Annotated in this window: 12 protein-coding genes and 1 tRNA gene; 5 read left to right on the top strand and 8 right to left on the bottom strand. The window is 70.5% G+C overall.

What is annotated here, in order from left to right:
• Positions 1-242: 242 nt before the first annotated feature.
• On the top strand, positions 243-3,077 hold the full coding sequence (locus tag JG540_RS09620; RefSeq protein ID WP_200275642.1) for an alpha-1,6-glucosidase domain-containing protein: 2,835 nt from the start codon (positions 243-245) through the stop codon (positions 3,075-3,077).
• Between the two features lie 110 nt (positions 3,078-3,187).
• Here the strand turns inward: JG540_RS09620 and upp are convergent, their stop codons facing one another.
• Entirely contained in the window at positions 3,188-3,826 is a 639-nt protein-coding gene (gene upp / locus JG540_RS09615) for a uracil phosphoribosyltransferase (protein WP_200275641.1), read from the bottom strand.
• Between the two features lie 168 nt (positions 3,827-3,994).
• Positions 3,995-6,202, bottom strand: a complete 2,208-nt coding sequence (gene betT, locus JG540_RS09610; RefSeq protein WP_200275640.1) for a choline BCCT transporter BetT — start codon at positions 6,200-6,202, stop codon at positions 3,995-3,997.
• Between the two features lie 351 nt (positions 6,203-6,553).
• On the opposite strand from betT, the gene JG540_RS09605 reads away from it, so the two are divergent.
• The 3 genes from JG540_RS09605 (at position 6,554) to JG540_RS09595 (ending at position 8,826) form a co-directional block, all read left to right on the top strand.
• Complete coding sequence (locus tag JG540_RS09605; RefSeq protein ID WP_200278376.1) at positions 6,554-6,985, top strand: nucleoside deaminase; 432 nt, start codon at positions 6,554-6,556, stop codon at positions 6,983-6,985.
• Between the two features lie 105 nt (positions 6,986-7,090).
• Positions 7,091-7,179: transfer RNA gene (locus tag JG540_RS09600), tRNA-Ser, on the top strand.
• 1,077 nt (positions 7,180-8,256) lie between these two features.
• On the top strand, positions 8,257-8,826 hold the full coding sequence (locus tag JG540_RS09595; protein ID WP_200275639.1) for a hypothetical protein: 570 nt from the start codon (positions 8,257-8,259) through the stop codon (positions 8,824-8,826).
• A 1,362-nt stretch (positions 8,827-10,188) separates the two neighbouring features.
• Here JG540_RS09595 and JG540_RS09590 read toward each other — a convergent pair.
• From JG540_RS09590 to JG540_RS09580, 3 genes are all read right to left on the bottom strand, one after another.
• Complete coding sequence (locus JG540_RS09590) at positions 10,189-10,713, bottom strand: AAA family ATPase (RefSeq protein ID WP_200275638.1); 525 nt, start codon at positions 10,711-10,713, stop codon at positions 10,189-10,191.
• Between the two features lie 1,380 nt (positions 10,714-12,093).
• On the bottom strand, positions 12,094-12,462 hold the full coding sequence (locus JG540_RS09585; protein ID WP_200275637.1) for a hypothetical protein: 369 nt from the start codon (positions 12,460-12,462) through the stop codon (positions 12,094-12,096).
• A gap of 114 nt (positions 12,463-12,576) precedes the next feature.
• Positions 12,577-13,167, bottom strand: coding sequence for a nucleotidyl transferase family protein (locus JG540_RS09580; RefSeq protein ID WP_200275636.1), 591 nt, complete (start codon positions 13,165-13,167; stop codon positions 12,577-12,579).
• A 527-nt stretch (positions 13,168-13,694) separates the two neighbouring features.
• Between JG540_RS09580 and JG540_RS09575 the strand changes: the two genes are divergently transcribed.
• The gene (locus tag JG540_RS09575; protein ID WP_200275634.1) at positions 13,695-14,519 is read left to right on the top strand and encodes a nucleoside phosphorylase-I family protein; all 825 of its coding nucleotides are present in this window, start codon (positions 13,695-13,697) and stop codon (positions 14,517-14,519) included.
• A 230-nt stretch (positions 14,520-14,749) separates the two neighbouring features.
• Here JG540_RS09575 and JG540_RS09570 read toward each other — a convergent pair whose 3' ends face one another.
• The 3 genes from JG540_RS09570 to JG540_RS09560 form a co-directional block, all read right to left on the bottom strand.
• Positions 14,750-15,574 (bottom strand): Sir2 family NAD-dependent protein deacetylase, encoded by an 825-nt coding sequence (locus tag JG540_RS09570; protein ID WP_200278374.1) that lies wholly within the window; start codon positions 15,572-15,574, stop codon positions 14,750-14,752.
• A 54-nt stretch (positions 15,575-15,628) separates the two neighbouring features.
• Positions 15,629-16,366 (bottom strand): glutamine amidotransferase-related protein, encoded by a 738-nt coding sequence (locus tag JG540_RS09565; RefSeq protein WP_200275632.1) that lies wholly within the window; start codon positions 16,364-16,366, stop codon positions 15,629-15,631.
• A gap of 70 nt (positions 16,367-16,436) precedes the next feature.
• Entirely contained in the window at positions 16,437-16,772 is a 336-nt protein-coding gene (locus JG540_RS09560; RefSeq protein WP_200275631.1) for a DUF4190 domain-containing protein, read from the bottom strand.
• Between the last annotated feature and the right edge of the window lie 304 nt (positions 16,773-17,076).

The raw sequence follows: 17,076 nt of genomic DNA, 5'->3' as shown, positions 1-17,076 counted from the left end.
CTTGGTAGATGCGTACCGGTCTGGTGAGCCATATGTCCCGGTCTCGCGAGACCGGGACATCGGTACCGCGAGACCGGGACATATGCACCACGAGATCTGAAAGCACCGAACAGCCTGTGGACAACCATCCGCATACCATCTGGAGGAACCGCCCTCCCCTCCCGGCGAAGATGGGACTTTTCATCTATGGCGACTTGCTGTCAGGCATGTCACAGTTGAGTCATCCAAAAGAGAGGTGACCCATGTCCGGAGCCCGGTCCCAAGCAGTACCGCAGCACGCCACCGGAGGCGCCACCCCCTCCCCGGACACCCGGGCGCCCGCGCCCACCCCACCTCCCCAGCCCCTGGGCCACGCCCGCGCCATCTGGCTGGAGCCGGACCTGCTCGCCTGGCCGCGCCAGCACCTGCCCGCCCACCTGGCCCAGGCCACCGGCGCACAGCTCGCCCAGGCCCCCGACCTGGCCTTCTCCCTGCTAACCTCCCCCGACGGCGGCCTGTGCCTGAGCGCAGGAGTAGCGGTCCTGGACTACCAGGAGGCGGAGGTCCCCCTGCGGGTCACCGGCGACCTGCCCCCCGCCCAGCTGTCCCGCCACCCGCACCTGCAGGACTACCTGGCGCTAAGCCTTACCGACACCGACGGCACCCCACGCTTTGAGGTCGACGACGTGCGCAGCCTGCTCACCGGTCAGCTCGCCGTCGCCCTCCGCAGCCACCGGCCCCTGCCCGCAGGCGGGCAGACCATGCTCACCGGCGTGCAGATCTGGGCGCTGCTGGACCACTTCTACGGGGCCGCCGCGGACCGCCGTGAGCCGCTGGGGGTGACCTGGCACCAGGGGCGGCCAGCCTTCCACCTGTGGGCCCCCACCGCCCGCGCCGTCACCCTGCTCACCTGGGACACGGGCGACCCCACCGGCTCCGCGCTCCTGGTGCCCGGGGAGAGCGCCCGCACCCCCGCCACCTTGGGGGAGCACGGCATCTGGTCGGTCGCCGCCGGGGCCGCGGAGGCTGGCTGCCAGTACCTGTGGGAGCTGGAGCTGCACGTGCCCGCCACCGGCCGCACCGGCGTAAACCAGGTCACCGACCCCTACGCCCGCGCCCTGACCACCGACTCGCGCCGCTGCGTGGCCGTGGACCTCGACGCCGCCTCCGGCCCGCTGGTCCCAGAGGTCTGGGCCGCCACCCCCGCCCCTGCGGTCAACAACGACTCCGCCCGCGTGATCTACGAGCTGCACCTGCGTGACTTCTCCGCCGCCGACCGCACGGTCCCCGCGGAGCTGCGCGGCACCTACCGGGCCTTCAGCGTGGACAGCGCGGGCACCCGCCACCTGCGCGACCTGGTGGAGGCGGGCGTGGACACCGTCCACCTGCTGCCGGTCTTCGACTTCACCACGGTGCCCGAGGACCGTAGCGAGCAGCTGGTCGCGCGCGTGCCCGAGCACAGCTCACCCGCCACCCACCGGCCCCAGGGGGAGATCGGGCGCATCCGCCACCGGGACGCCTACAACTGGGGCTACGACCCGTGGCACTGGATGGCGCCGGAGGGCTCCTACGCCACCGCTGGCAACCAGGACGGCGGGGCGCGCGTGGCCGAGCTGCGGGAGGCCGTGGGGGCGCTGCACGCCCTGGGCCTGCAAGTGGTGCTGGACCAGGTCTACAACCACACGGCTGCCTGCGGGCAGAACCCCTACAGCGTCCTGGACCGGATCGTGCCCGGCTACTACCACCGCCTGGACGCCGACGGCGCCGTCTGCAACTCCGCCGCGGGAGCCAACGTCGCTACGGAGAACGCGCTGGCCGAGCGGCTCATGATCGACGCCGCCGTCGCCTGGGTGCGGGACTACCGGGTGGACGGCCTGCGCCTTGACCTCATGGGCTACCACAGCGTGGAGACCATGAGGCGGCTGCGCCAGGCCCTGGCGGAGGTGGAGCACCTGGTGGGCCACGAGGTGCTGGTCTACGGTGAGGGCTGGAACATGGGGGAGGTGGCGGACAACGCCCGCTTCACCCAGGCCACCCAGGGGCAGCTGCCCGGCCTGCGCATCGCCACCTTCAACGACCGGCTGCGTGACGCCGTGCACGGCGGCTTCATCGGCGACCGTGACCCGCGCACCCACCAGGGATTCGGCAGCGGGGAGCTCACCGACCCCAACGGCCACGACGAGCGCCCGGACGCCGTGGTACGCCGTGACCTGGCCTGGCGCACCGACCTGCTGCAGGCGGGTCTGGCCGGGAACCTGGCTGACTACCAGCTCACCGACGCCGCCGGGCGGCAGCGGCGGGCGGCCGACCTCGGCTACGGTGGCGGTCCGGCGGCCTACGGCACGGAGCCCTACGAGTCGCTGGCCTATGTCTCCTCCCACGACGACCACACGCTGTTCGACCTGCTGGCCTATAAGCTGCCGGTGGACACCCCCATGAGCGAGCGGGTGCGGATGAGCACCCTGAGCCTGGCCTGCGCCACCCTGTCCCAGTCGCCGGTGCTGTGGGCGGCGGGCTGCGAGCTGCTGCGCTCCAAGTCCCTGGACCGGGACTCCTACGACTCCGGGGACTGGTTCAACGCGATCGACTGGTCCGGCCAGGACAACGGCTGGGGCCGGGGCCTGCCTGGGGCCTGGCGCAACTTTGACCGCTGGCTCACCCAGGCTGAGCTGCTGATCGTCGAGGGGCTGCGCCCTGCGCCTGCCGATATCGCCGCCGCCCGGGCCGGGGCGCTGGAGCTGCTGCGCCTGCGTCGCTCCACCCCCCTGTTCAGCCTGGGCTCGGCCGCCCTGGTCCAGGAGCGGGTGTCCTTCCCCTGCGCCGGTCCGGAGGCGAGGCCGGGGGTGGTGGCCATGGTGATTGACGACGGTGCCGGGGAGGGGGACGTGGACCCGGCCCTGGACGGTGTGCTGGTGGTCTTCAACGCGACCCCCCAGACGGTGGAGCAGCGGGTGACGGCCCTGGTGGGGCGGCGTTTCACGCTCAGCCCGATCCAGGCCGAGGGGGCGGACGCGCGCGTGCGCCGTAGCAGCTTCGACCCGGAGACGGGAACCTTCTGCGTGCCCGCCCGCACCGTGGCCGTCATGCTTGAGCGCTGAGGCGGGCTGGGCCCTACGCTCGGGGCCCTACGCCCGGGGCTCCTGGGGCGGGACGCTCCAGGAGTGGTCCGCGCTCACAGCCGGGGCCCTGGGCCAGGCCGCCGGGCGGCTCAGTCCACGATGCCGTAGAGGCGGTCCCCGGCGTCGCCCAGGCCCGGCACGATATAGGCCTGCTCGTTGAGGCGCTCGTCCACGTGGGCGGTCACGATGGTGACGTTGGCGCGCTCACCAATGGCCTCCTCCAGGGTCTTGAGCCCCTCCGGTGCCGCGATCAGGCACAGGGCGGTCACGTCCCGCGCCCCCCGCTGCAGCAGGTACTCGATGGCGGCGACCAGGGTGTGCCCGGTGGCGAGCATGGGGTCCACGATGAAGCACTGGCGGCCGGAGAGGTCGTCTGGCAGGCGGTTCGCGTAGGTCTCCACCTCCAGGGTGTCCTCGTCACGCTTCATGCCCAGGAAGCCGACCTCGGCGGTCGGCAGCAGGCGCGTCATGCCCTCCAGCATGCCCAGGCCAGCGCGCAGGATCGGCACCAGGATGGGGCGGGGGGCAGCCAGGCGGCGGCAGTTGGCCACGGCCACGGGGGTCTTGATCTCCACCTCCTCGGTGCGTACCTCCCGGGTGGCCTCGTAGGCCAGGAGGGTGACGAGCTCGTCAACGAGCTGGCGGAAGACCGCGGAGGGGGTCTTCTCGTCGCGCAGGACGGAGAGCTTGTGGTCGATCAGCGGGTGGGAGGCAACGTGCAGGCGCATGGGACCAGACTACGGCGTCGCCACCGCCTCGGTCACGGTCGCCGCCCTTGGTGCTGCTTACACGTGGCACTCCCCCGCCGCGACGACGGCGCCGGGCGCTCCCGTCCAGCGCGCACAGCGGGCCGCTGGCGCACCCATCCACTACGCCGCCCCCGCCCCGGCCTGCCCCTAGGCGCTTACGGTGCTGCTGGTGGCCAGGTACTCCAGCCAGCGCTCGTAGTGGTCCAGGACGTCGTGGGCGACCTGGTCCGCGGACCAGTCCATGACGTCGTAGCCCTGGCCGCCGCGCAGCGGACGCACCTCCAGGCGCACGGACAGGTCGTCGGCCTCGTGCACCACCGCGCCGTAGGAGGGGGCGGGCACCTCCACCATCCGCACCACGTAGCGGAAGACGTGTATGCCGCTGGCCCGCTCCACCTGCTCGGTGACGGTACGCCCCTCCTGGGCGGCAGCCTGGGCGACGTCGGGGCTGGTGACCACCAGGGAGGCCCGCCCCAGGAACTGCCGCTCGTCGTCGGGGTCCTGGGCCTCAGGGCCCTCCACCAGCACCTCCGCGGTGAGGTCCTCCTTGCGCAGCTCGGCGGCCACCGCCTCCAGGGCGGGCACCACCCGGTTGTCCAGGGCCCGTTTGGCGCGGGCGGGGCTGACCAGGTCGAAGGTGTGGGACAGGCGGTCGCGCCAGGAGGTGCGGGCCCGCCCGGCCGCGGAGCCGGAGGCCGCCAGCAGCCGGTTGCGGTGGGCGGCCTTGCGGGCGTCCTCGTGGCGCAGCTCCGCCCGCAGGGCCTTCCACAGCCCCGCCATCACCGCCAGCACCACCAGGGAGAAGGGCAGGGCCATAACGATGGTGGCCTGCTGCAGGATCGGGATACCTCCCGCCACCAGCATGGCGACGGTCAGTGTGCCGGTGAGCGTCGCCCAGAACACCCGTAGCCAGGCGGCGGCGTCCTTGCGCTCCTGGCGGGCGCGGCTGCACAGGTTCGCCATGACCAGGGCCCCGGAGTCGGCGCTGGTCACGTAGAACAGGATCCCCACGAACAGGGCCAGCGCGATCAGCCCCGGCCCCCCGGGCAGGCGGCCCAGCAGCTCGTACAGGCCCTGCTCGGGGGCCTGGGTGGTGGCCTGCGCGAAGCCGGGGGCCTCCCCGGAGCGGATCAGGGCCAGGGCGGAGTTGCCAAAGATCGAGACCCACATGAGCACGTAGCTGAAGGGCAGCACCAGGGAGCCCAGCACGAACTCCCGGATGGTCCGCCCCCGGGAGATCCGGGCCAGGAACATGCCCACGAAGGCGGCCCAGGTGATCCACCAGGCCCAGAAGAACAGGGTCCAGGCCGCCAGCCACTCAGTGGGGCGGTCGTAGGGGTAGGTCTCCAGGGTCAGCTGGGGGAACTGGGTGGCGAAGTCCCCGATATTCGCTACCAGGGCGTCCAGCAGGAAGGCGGTGTCCCCGGTGAGCAGCACCCACAGGGCCAGTCCCACCGCCAGCAGCACGTTGATGTTGGACAGCGCCCGCACCCCCCGGTCCACGCCGGAGATGGCGGAGACGGTGGCCATCAGGACGCTCAAGGAGGTCAGGCCGATCTGGGTGGCGGTGCGCTGGGGCAGGCCCAGCAGGAGGCTCAGGGCCACGTTCAGCTGCACCACCCCCACACCCAGGGAGGCGGCGATCCCGAAGACCCCGCCGATCAGGGCGGCGGCGTCGACGGCGTCGCCCAGGCGGCCGTCCACCCGGTCACCCAGCAGCGGGCGCAGGGTGGAGCGGACGGCCAGCGGCTGCCGGTGGCGGTAGGCGGTGTAGCCCAGCGCCATCCCGACCAGCGAGTACAGGCCCCAGCCGGAGACTCCGTAGTGGAAGAGAGTGAGTACCACGGCCTGGCGGGCGGCCTGGCTGGTGCCGCCCTGGCCGGTGGGAGGGGCCAGGTACTGGGAGACGGGCTCAGCCACCGCGTAGAACATGATGGCGGTGCCCACGCCAGCCGCGAATAGCATGGCCGCCCAGGAGAAGGTGGAGTAGTCCGGGGTGGAGTTGTCCGGCCCCAGCCGGATCCGGCCGAAGCGTGACAGGGCCAGGACCACCACGAACACGAGCACCGCCGTCACCAGCAGGATGTAGAAGGAGCCGAACCAGCGGCTCGTCCAGTCCACCGCGTGGCCGAACAGTTCCTGCACGGTGCCGGGGGCGACGATCGCACCCACGGCCACCACCAGGATCACTGCGGCGGAAACCAGGAACACCGGCAGGTTCAACCCTTCCGGGGCGGGCGGTAAGGCGGGGGCGCTCGCGGGGCCTGAGGGGGCTGCGGGGCGCGCTGCGGGGCCGTCTGCCGCGCGGGGGCGGGCGGCGACGGCGGGGGCGGGGTGAGTCTCAGGGTTACTCATAAGGAACAGGTCCATCCTTCATTCAGGTCTCTTTGAGCCTTCCAGGAAGTTGGGGCGCTTGCAACAGGGGGTGGTGTGCGCCGGGGCTGGTGGAGAGCAGGATCGCCCTGTGCTGGCAGTGGTTCCGGGGTTCTCAGGCTGCTGTCCTGGTGGCGGTGCGTAGAGGCGGTGGGAGGGGAGGCTACGGGTGCTGGCCGGGTCGGGGACGCCTGCGGGCGCGTCGAGGGGGACGGGCGCTGCGGCTTGTGGCTGACGGTGTCGGGCGGGCACGCTGGGGAGGTGAGCACTGTTGAGCCGAACACTGCGCCGACCTCGGCGTCGGGCCTGGTGGCGGAGCGCTACGACCAGGCCATGAGGCGGGCGCTGGCGCTCGCGGCGCAGGCCGCCCGGGCGGGTGAGGTGCCGGTGGGGGCGCTGGTGCTGGGGCCTGACGGCACCGTGCTGGCGGAGGCTGCCAACTCCCGGGAGGCGGAGCACGACCCGACGGCGCACGCGGAGCTGCGGGCCCTGCGGGCGGCCGGGGCGGCGCTGGGCGACTCGCACCTGGACGGCTGTACCCTGGTGGTGAACCTGGAGCCTTGCACCATGTGCGCCGGGGCCCTGGTGCTGGCTCGGGTGGCGCGGGTGGTCTTCGGTGCCTGGGAGCCGCGGACCGGGGCCTGCGGGAGCGTGCGCGACGTGCTGCGCGATCCGCGTGCCAACCACCAGGTAGAGGTGCTCTCCGGGGTGCGTGCGAGCCAGAGCGAGGGGCTGCTGCGGGAGTTCTTCGGGAGACGGCGCTGAGGGGGCGCGGGTCCGGCTCCGGCAGGTGCGGGCGAGTGCGTGAGCGACCTCGCACAGCCTTGCGATTGGGCGGAATGCCGGGCGCCGTGTAACCTCGGTGGCTGAGGTAGCGTGTCCGAGCGGCCGAAGGTGCAGATCTCGAAAGTCTGTGTGGTTCATAGCCACCCTGGGTTCGAATCCCAGCGCTACCGCCAGGGCGAGGCCCGGTGCTCTATTGGGGCGCCGGGCCTCGCTGGTTGTGGGGCTGGTTGTTTGTCACTGGTGGAGGATTTCAACGGGGCTGGAGGTTGTGGGCGGTGGGGTGATTGTTGCAATCACGCGCTTTTCCTGGCTACGCCGTTGCTAGTGGGAGGGGTCTAGTCCTCCACCAGTGACAGCTTTGGTACTGAGGCTCCGGTAAGGCTGGTGACCGCCGAGCCTGGGGCCACCTGGACTCCTGCGCGCGGGTGGGGTGCGTCCAGCCCGTGACCCCCTGCCGATCCTTGGGGACTCCTGCGCGCGGGTGGAGCGGGTGAACCTGTCCTAGGTAGCGCGAACGCCGGGCCCTGTGTCGACACAGGGCCCGGCGTTCACGTCCGCACGGCACCGTGATGCGGGGGCCTGACTGGTGCCGCGCGCTCGCGGCTGCCTGGCACCTGACGTTGGCCGGGCTGAGGCTGGCTTGGGTGCGCCGCCCCGCCAGCCCTAAGGCACGACGTCGACCCGCCAAGGGCGTGGCCGTGAGGTAACCGCGTGCGGTAGCGCATACACGTGGGGCGTGGTGCTGGCTGACGCCGGTGCCCCGCCCCCGTCGCAGCCATGGCCGCGCGCAAGCACTTGCTGCCGCTGGCGCGGGCAGGCCTGGCATTGCAGGAGGCGCCTCCAAATGGGTACGCACGAACGCGTCCCCTTCCAGGCCGCCTTAGGGGCGTGGCTGGCCTGGGGAGCTGGTAGTGCTTTGGCCCGCCCCTAACCGCCCCCAGGGGGTGCCCCAAGCCAGAAAGGCCACCGGACCGCCGGGGAGGGCTGAAAAAGGTGCGCAGGGTTCAAAACTTTGAGGCGGTGGGTCGGGTCGACGTCGACATCCTCCAGCGTCCGGGTAAGGGCATGGAGAGGCGTCTCCGTCGTACTTTGGTGTTCGTTGAGTCGGGAGACTGGAGTCCGTTCCAGGGGTATCGGGCCTACTGTCCTACCGGGGAAATGGTGGGAGGAATAGGGTGCGAACTCCAGGTAGCGCGCCCTCGGCGGCTCTGCGTGCCCCAGTGTCCAAGGTGGCCGCTAGTCTCACTTCCATGACTGTGATGGCCTATGGCGATGAGAGCGTGCGGCGCCGTGGCGTGCCCGAACCTGTGTACCTAATGGGCGCCTACGTGCATGACACCAGCCAGGCGGACCCGGTTGCGGCCCTGTCCCGCTTCCAGCACACGCGCAAACTGCACTGGCGTGACGCCAAGCCCAAGGACAAGGTGGCGATCTGCCAGGTCATCGCCGCTCACGGCGGGAAACACCTAGTTATCGCGGCTGCGCCCCTGGAGGTGGGCGTGCGTGAGGAGCGCGCACGCCAACGGGCCCTGGGGATGTTGCTGGTCCTCTTGGAGCAGGACTATGGCGTCACCCGTTTGGTCCTTGAACGCCGTGACCGGGCGCAGGATGACAAAGACAGGGCAGTCTGCTCTGTGATGACGCGATCCGGAGCCGTGAGTGATGCGATGGTGCTGGAGCACGCCTACGGGGTCGCTGAGTCCCGCCTGTGGGTGCCGGATCAGGTGGTTGGGGCCTACGGTGACGCGCTGGCCGGAGACCGGTCCGCATGGAGCCACCTGGAGGCGCGCACCCGGGTGGAGCGTGTGAACCTGTCCTAGGTAGCGCGAACGCCGGGCCCTATGTCGACACAGGTACTCCGGCGTTTACTTCCGCACCGCACCTTGATGCGGGGGCCTTACGAGTATCACGCAGTAGCGGTTGGTGGGTCAAGAGCGACTACCGGCACATCTGGGCTTTTCGTTGGCGTGCCTGGGGCGGTGTAACGAAACCCGGTGCCCGCGAGCGCGCACAGGGCCACGGGCGGGCCTATGGGGTCCAGGCCGTGCCAGGTGCTGGCAGGGGCCCGTAGGTGCCTCCAGGGGGCGGGGCTGGCCGATAAAACAGACGGAAAACCCTGCACGCAGGGGCGGGGCTGCTATCCGGCGGTGGGGGGCTTAGGCGGGGTGGGGGAGTGCCCCCCAGGGGGTGGGTGGCGGTTGGGTCAACGTCGACGGCGCCGATGCGGTGGGTGAGGGCGGCGGTCCGGCACCCTCACTTGAACTGAGGGCACCGGGCTGCTTGTAGCCGGTTCAGGCTGAGAGGCCTCCTGTCGGTCTGGCTGGCAGGGTTGGTGTCTGCCCTTGTGCGGTTGTGGCCGGCGGGCAGGTTGGGTGCCGCCCGTTGTCACCCGGATAGGGGGTGCGGGGCAGGTGGCAGGTGGGACACCAATAGCCGGTGACCGCGATGACAGCCTGTGCCAGTGGTGTGCCTGGGGCGTCGTCGACGACGTAGGGCAGATGGTTGTAGTGGCCTCGGATCAGGTACGGGCTCATGCTGCGCCCCCGTCGAAGCCGTCGAACTCAGTCTCGGGGTGGGGTTTCGCCTCTCCCTCCCTATCAGGGGGTGAGGAAAGTGCGGAAAGTACGCAAACCGGGTGTGGGTGTCCCGGTTCCGTTTCCACAGTTTCCGCACTTTCCACACGCCCCTTAGGGGGAAGGTGTTGGCTTCGTAGAGGCCTCTGCCCACCTTCCTGACCCGCCCTTGCTCGGCGAGTCGCCCCAGCTGGGAGCCCACATACTTGGAGTTGTCTAGCCCAAGGGACTCGGCGACAGCCTTCGGCGTTAGGGGACGGTCCGCTTCCTCCAGCACACTGACGATGCTGATGGAATGCTCCCCAAGCTGCTCCCTCGCCTTCGCTGCCGTTGCAGCCTGGGCGGCACTGGCGAGGCTGCCCCCGGTAAGGTTCCATGGCCCACCTTCGGCCCTATGGACCGCACAGGTTCCGCCCGTCACGTCCCGGCCCGTAACCGAGATAGTGGCTTCGTTGGTCTCCCGATCAGCGAACAGGCCAAAGGTGAAGTCCGCAGCTCCGTTGACGCCGTTAGTTCCTGACGTTCCGTCCATCCAGTCTTGGGAGGCCATCTTGCGCACGTGGTGCACTGCCAGCAGCGTGCTTCCCGGATGCGCACCGGAAATGATTTTCAGGGCCCCACCAAAGCGGTAGTCCCTTTGAAACTCGCTCTCCCCGGTCGCTTCTCCGGCATGACTGTGCCCAGCGTGTCCAGGACAACCAGCGGCTTGAGGTGACCGTACTGGGACATCCAGCAGGGGATGATCTCGCCAATGACCTCCGGCCCCCTTTGCGTGTAGAGGTGCAGGTCTTTCGGGATCGGAATGCCCGCACCTAGCAGTGTGCGGCTGCGAGCCTGTAGACGTGACAGCCCAGCCTCTAGCGCCAGGTACAGCATGGGGCGTCTCGTAACTGGCATGCAGCCCAGCGCGATGCCGCCAGCGGCCACGGCCAGGGCGATCCCCAGCACGGTCCACGACTTGCCCACTTTCGGGCTGCCGATGAACAGGCCGTAACCCTCAGGGATCAGGCCCGGCACCGTCCACTCCAGTGGCGGGAACTCCATCGAGTCCAGGCGGTCGCCCGTGATGATGTTGGACAGGAGGTACTCGCGACGGTCATTCAGGTCATGCTCCGGCTGGTAGCTCTCGCTCACGCGACCACCTCCTGCCCCTTGGCCAGGGCGCGCGCCGCCTGGGCACGCCCCGGCTCACCACGCCGCTCACACAGCTCTGCATGAGACGGCCCAAGCCCCAGACTGATCAGGGCACGGTTGGCCTACTCCTGAAAGGTGGCCCAATGGGCCGCGAGCGCAGCCAGAGTCTCGGCCTGCGCCTGTGCGTAACCGGCGGCGTGACCTATGCGCTCTCCCATGGACAGGGTGCGTGAGACCTGATCCAGGGCTTCGGCGTTCATGGTGTCGGTGCGGCCAGCCCACTGCCGCCTGAGCCCTGGCCCAGTCGTCCGCCGGGCCTCTGGTAGCGAAGGTGCTTGGGGCGCTGATCCACTCCCCAACCTGCGGCGGCTCTACCCGTGGGTCCCGGTACCTGGCTCGCCATGACTTCGCTCAAGGCTTCGGGCTGTGCTCCGGGTCTGCCTTCCACGCCTTGTAGGCCTTGAGCGGATAGCGAGGTTCAACTTGCACGTTGAGTTTCCTGTGAGGTTGCAACGCTATCTCTCGCTTTCCGTGGGTACATGGTGGGTACATGAGGATGGGCTAGGGAAGGTTTTCATGGTACTTGGTGGGCTATCCTAGATGCGCGCCAACGAACACTTTTCAGCGGCACACCAACGAAAACCGCACATCGGCGGGGTAGAGCCCGGGAGCCCGAGAACACGTCGCCCCCGATTCGAATCCCAGCGCTACCGCCAGGGCGAGGCCCGGTGCTCTATTGGGGCGCCGGGCCTCGCTGGTTGTGGGGCTGGTTGTTTGTCACTGGTGGAGGATTTCAACGGGGCTGGAGGTTGTGGGCGGTGGGGTGATTGTTGCAATCACGCGCTTTTCCTGGCTACGCCGTTGCTAGTGGGAGGGGTCTAGTCCTCCACCAGTGACAGCTTTGGTACTGAGGCTCCGGTAAGGCTGGTGACCGCCGAGCCTGGGGCCACCTGGACTCCTGCGCGCGGGTGGGGTGCGTCCAGCCCGTGACCCCCTGCCGATCCTTGGGGACTCCTGCGCGCGGGTGGAGCGTGTGAACCTGTCCTAGGTAGCGCGAACGCCGGGCCCTGTGTCGACACAGGGCCCGGCGTTCACGTCCGCACGGCACCGTGATGCGGGGGCCTGACTGGTGCCGCGCGCTCGCCTCTGGTGGGGCAAAGGCCGCGACGGGGCTCACGAAGGCTGCCTGCGTAGGGCCTCCCGGGAAAGGGGCTCGGTGCCCCATGCAGGACTGTCCGCAAGATCAGCGGCAGGCAGTGGTCCTGGGAAGTGGGTCGTCTGTGGACGACTGCGCCCCGGCGCTGCATCCCGGTCTTGCACCCGGGCGTTACGGCCCAGTGCTGCCGCCTGGCACGGCAGCCGCCCACCGGCTGGCCGGGGTTACTGCACGCCCCGCAGGACGCCCTGCTTGTGCAGCGCGTCGGCGAGCTGGGGCCAGGTGTCGGCGTGGATGCCGTTGGACTTGTTCACGCCGATGGCTCCGCCCATGATCGCGGAGCCGACGGTGGAGGAGTAGGTGACCGTGCTGCCGCCGTCAGGGGTGTCGGCGAAGTCGACGTAGTGGGAGAGGTACAGGTTCTTACCCGCCATCGCGCCAAACAGGAAGCTCATGGTGCGGCTGCCGCGTTCCAGGCGGAGGTTGCCGTTGGTGTCAGCGGACACCCGCCAGCCGTTCTGGGAGAAGAACTGTGTGGCCCGGTCGCGGGCGGTTGGGGAGGGGACGCTTAGGGAAAGGGTCTTTGAAGCCATGCGAGAAGGCTAGTACCTGGCTCTCACAGGTCTATGGGGTGGCGTACCCATGAGACCTGAGAACCTGCTGCAGGACTGGCCGCGGTAACTTGGCGTGGAGGTCGCGTATGCGCATTACAGGCTCCCCACCTTGATGCCAGCCTCACGCAGTACGACGGCGATCTGCTGGCTGAGCTGGTCGTGGCTGCGGGACTCGCGCTCGGCCCCGTAGATGCCGCCACGGGTGATGGCCTGGGCCCCGGAGGTGGGGTAGTCGATGCGCGTGATAGTCGCAGTGACGGCGGAGCCGGGGGCCGCAGGGTTCCTGGTGGCGGGAGGGTTCTCAGTGGCCCCGCTGGCTCTGGTGCCCGTGCTGCTGGCAGCTGCGGTGGACGCAGGTTCCGGGGCGTCTGCAGAGGCTGCCGCCGTCCCGGGCTCCGGGCTGGTTCCTGGCCGGGCTGGAGCCAGCAGGGGCAGCCCGGCGCTCGGTTCCGCCACCGGTGTCAGGAGGAGGCGGTGGTGGAGGTAGAAGCTCTCCCCGGCGCCGCCACCTAGCAGGAGGGTCCGTAGCCTGCTGCCGCGCCGGGCACTGAGCCGCACCGCCTGCGGGCTGGTGCCCGCAGGGCTGGATACCACCTGCCAGCCCGCCTCGGTGAAGACCTGCGCCACCAGCGGCTGGACGACGTCGAGTGGTGCGTAGGCCAGGTAGGTGGTCAGCGTAGGCATGTGCTGAGCCTAGGCGCTGCCGCCACCCGGCCGCCTCGGCGTCACAGCGGCAAGGAGCCCTGGTGGAGGGCTCTTTACTGGCGCTGCGTGAGGCCAGGGGCCTGAGCCGGGCCCAGCCGGGCGCGGAGGTCGGCGTCTCCCGTCAGTGGAGCAACGCCATCGCGAGAGGGAGGTTACGCGCCTTCCCTGCCCCTAGCCATTGCCACGCCTGCTTCTTCGGGCGGGCTGTTGAGGAGGCCCTCCATCCCTGAGAACCACTACCGCAGGAAGGCCTGCTGCCAGGGCACGGCACGCACCCTCTGAGCAGGAAGCATCTCGGTTGCCTGCGCATTACTTGTGCCTGGCGGTTCTGTAAAGAAGCTGCCGATGGCGGGGTGGGTCCACGTGACGGCGCAGGTTACGCGCTAGGCTCGCTGCTGCGCATCATTCGCGAACCTGGCCGGGCCCCTAACAGGGTGAGCCTGTGGCTGTTTGCGCTGTGTGTCCTCCGCGCACGAGCGGGCGTCTTCTGGAGAGGTGGAGCAGGCATGACGTCTCATTCCCGGACCGTCTGGGAGGACGACCCTGACGGGGCCTCGATCCTCCTGGCCACCGGGCGTGCCCGCCACGACCTCCTGGTGGTGGCCGAGCCGGCCTTCCTGACCGAGGTCGACGCCGAGTGGGGCCGCCCCATGACCAGGGCCCGCCTCTCCTTCCTGCCGGGGGTCGCCGTGCCCGGGGTACGCGGCCAGGCCGACGACCTGCGCAGCTATGAGCGCGACGGCATGGGCATCCTGGTGGCCCGTGGCCGCAGCGCCATCTTTGAGGGCAAGTCCTCCCACCGCATCCTGGCCCTGGCCCGCCTGGCGGCCTCCGCCCGCGTGCGCGGCGCCCTGCTGGTCGGGCGGGCCACCTCCCTGGGGGAGCCCCGCGTCGGTGAGGTCCTGCCGGTGGCGGACCACGTGAACCTGACCGGCGCCCCCCTGTTCACCTCCAAGGGGCGCGTGCGCACCGGCTGGGACGAAGGCTGCCTGAAAGCCGTCTCCGGGATCGAGGGCATGGGCGCCCCCACCGGCGTCGCCCTGGTGCCCGGCCCCACCCTGCCCACCCCCCTGGAGGCCCGGGTGCTCTCCGGCCTGGGGGTGGACGCCGCTGTCACCGACTCCGTGGCCGAGGCTATGCTCCTGTGCTCCCGGGGCGCGCGGGTAGCGGGCCTGGCCATCGTGGACTCCCAGGTCTCCTCCTCGTCCGGGTACCGGGGCAAGCGGGCCTCGGTGCGGCCCGAGCGGGCGGAGACCGTCGCGGACCCCACGGTGCTGGTGCTGGCCGCGATCGAGGCCATGATGCGCAGTCTGCGCGAGCCGCAGGACTGAACAGCCTGCCCTGTCCGTGCCGGTGGCTGGGCTGCTGGGGGCAGGGGCCGTACAGGTTGCCCCTAGTGCTTGCCGCCGTCAACCGGCGCACCAGGCCCGGTCTGTGCTTTAGGCCTCGTCCCAGGTGCCAGTCCTGGTGCCAGCCTGCGTAGCGTCAGCCTGTCCGCCGCGCCAGCCCACGGCACCATCTTGTCCGCGAGCCTGAGCCGCCGCGCCAGCGCCCAGGCGCCTCATCCCAGCAGCAGCCGCGCCGTCGTCGCCAGGACCTGGCTGGTGCCGCCTTCAACCCGCAGGTCAGCGGCCTCGTCCACAGCCGTGGGGCCGCGGTTGACGACGGCGAGCCGCGCCCCCTGGGCCACCGCCTGGCGCACGATCCACAGGCCCGTGAGCACGGCCAGGCTCGTGCCCGCCACCAGCACCACGTCACAGCCCCCTGCGGCCTCCATGGCCAGGTCCATGGCGGGCGGCAGCCCCTCCCCGAAGAACACGATGTCCGGCTTGAGCAGGCCCCCGCAGTCCTCGCAGTACAGGGCCGTGAAATCGCAGGCGGCAGCCGCCACCGGGTCAGCCTCCGGCGTGATCTCCACCCGGCGTGGGTCGGTCTCCCGCGGGTAGCCGGGGTTGGCGGCCGTGAGGCGCTCGTCCAGGCGGGCGCGGCTGCTCGGCGCCCCGCACCCCAGGCACACCACCCGGTCGTAGGCCCCGTGCAGCTCCCAGACCGTGGCCTGCCCGGCCCGCGCGTGCAGCCGGTCCACGTTCTGGGTGGCCACGCCCGTGAGCAGGCCCGCCTCCTCCAGGGCGGCCAGGGCCCGGTGCCCGGGGGTGGGTGCCAACGGGTCCAGCAGCCGCCAGGTGGCGTGGTTGCGTGCCCACACCCACCGGTACCACAGGGGGTCGGCGGTGAACTGGCTGTAGCTCACCGGCGAGGTGGGTGTGGTGCCCACGCCCCGGTAGTCCGGTATCCCGGCGTCGGTGGACAGGCCCGCGCCGGTCACGGCCAGGGTGCGGCGCCCCCGCAGCAGCTCCGTCAGGGCCTGCGCCCCGGCCTGCTCCACCGCGCTGGGGCGGGGCGACGACGGCGTCGGCTGCCGCTGGCTCACGGTGGGGCCTCAGACGCGGGCGAAGTGCGTCACGAAGTTGCGGATGATCCGCCCGGCCTGGTGCTCGGTGGCGGTGCGGGCGGACTCGATCACGTCCTCCGTCAGGCCGGGGTAGCCGTAGCCGGCGTCGGCGTAGATGGAGGCGCGCTGCGCGAACTGGTGGCCGTCCAGCTCCGGGTTGAACTGGGTGCCGTAGACGGCGCGCCCCACCCGGACCATCTGCACCGGGCAGTCGGCGGAGGAGGCCAGCAGGGTGGCGTGCGGGGGCACGTCCACCGCGCCCTCGTGGTGACCCACCAGCACGGTGAAGGTCTGGGGCAGGCCCGCCAGCAGGGGGTCCTGGCGGCCCTCCTCGGTCAGGAACAGCTCGGTGGTACCCAGGTCCTCACCAAAGTCCGGGCTCATGGTGGCACCCAGGTAGGTGGCCAGCACCTCCAGGCCGAAGCCGGTGGCGAGCACCGGCACCCCCTCCTTGAGTCCCATGGCCAGGATCTCGCGGACCTCCTCCTCCACGAGCAGCTGGGTGCGGGTCTTGGAGCCGTCAGGGGTGGAGGTGTCATAGGGACTGCCCCCGATGATGACGCCGGAGACGTCCTGCGGGTGAAGGGGGGAGAGCACGTCCAGGTCGGTGATCTGGACGTGCTGCAGCTCCTCACGGCTCAGGCCACCCTGGTTCAGGAAGGACTCGAACTCCGCCTCTGCCGCCTCCTGCTCGGGGCGGGTGGACACCATGATGAAGGGCTTCATGGGCCCCAACGATACGGAATCGGGCTGGCAGATGCCTGGTACCTGGGCCAGGAGGGTTGTAGCGGAGCCGCTAGAGGTATATCAGCACCCAGACCCAGGCCCAGGCCACGGTGCTGGCCAGGCCCACCACCACGCCGGTCCAGGCCATGGACTCGCCGGTGGCCCAGCTGTTGCGCAGTCGCCGCAGCCCCCAGAACCCCAGCCCGGCGGCTACCAGGCCCACCAGGGGCGTGGGGGACAGGACCGCGGCCACGAGCGCGGCCACGCACACGGGGTCTGAACGCACCGGGGGAGGGGAGTACCCGGGGCCGGAGAACACGCTGGACGGGTCCAGGCTCTCTGTGCCCGGGAAGGGCGCAACGGCCCCGGTGCCTCCGGGGGCCTGGGTGCTGGGCGTCGTGGTCATGCGCCCATGATGCCGTGAGCGCCCCCACGCGCCCATCCTTCTGCCGTAGGAGTCCGGCGGCCGCGCTCCCTGCGCCCCTGCGCGCTCCACACCCACCGGGGGCCCATCGCACATTGAGTGCGACCTGGCTCCGGGTGAGTGCGCGTCACACCCACCGGGGGCCAATTGTTGCGGGGGAGTGAAGTGCGGACCTCCTACACTGGTGGCCTGGCAGGTTCTGCCAGGTTCTCCTCCAGGTCCTGCCGCGAGACGTCAGTGAGTTGTGGTTGGGGAGAAAGCCACTGCAAGGCACGGCGTCGCTCCC

The organism is Actinomyces weissii (assembly GCF_016598775.1).
In the GTDB taxonomy this organism is placed as follows: domain Bacteria; phylum Actinomycetota; class Actinomycetes; order Actinomycetales; family Actinomycetaceae; genus Actinomyces; species Actinomyces weissii.
This window is presented reverse-complemented; position numbering and strand designations above follow the sequence as displayed.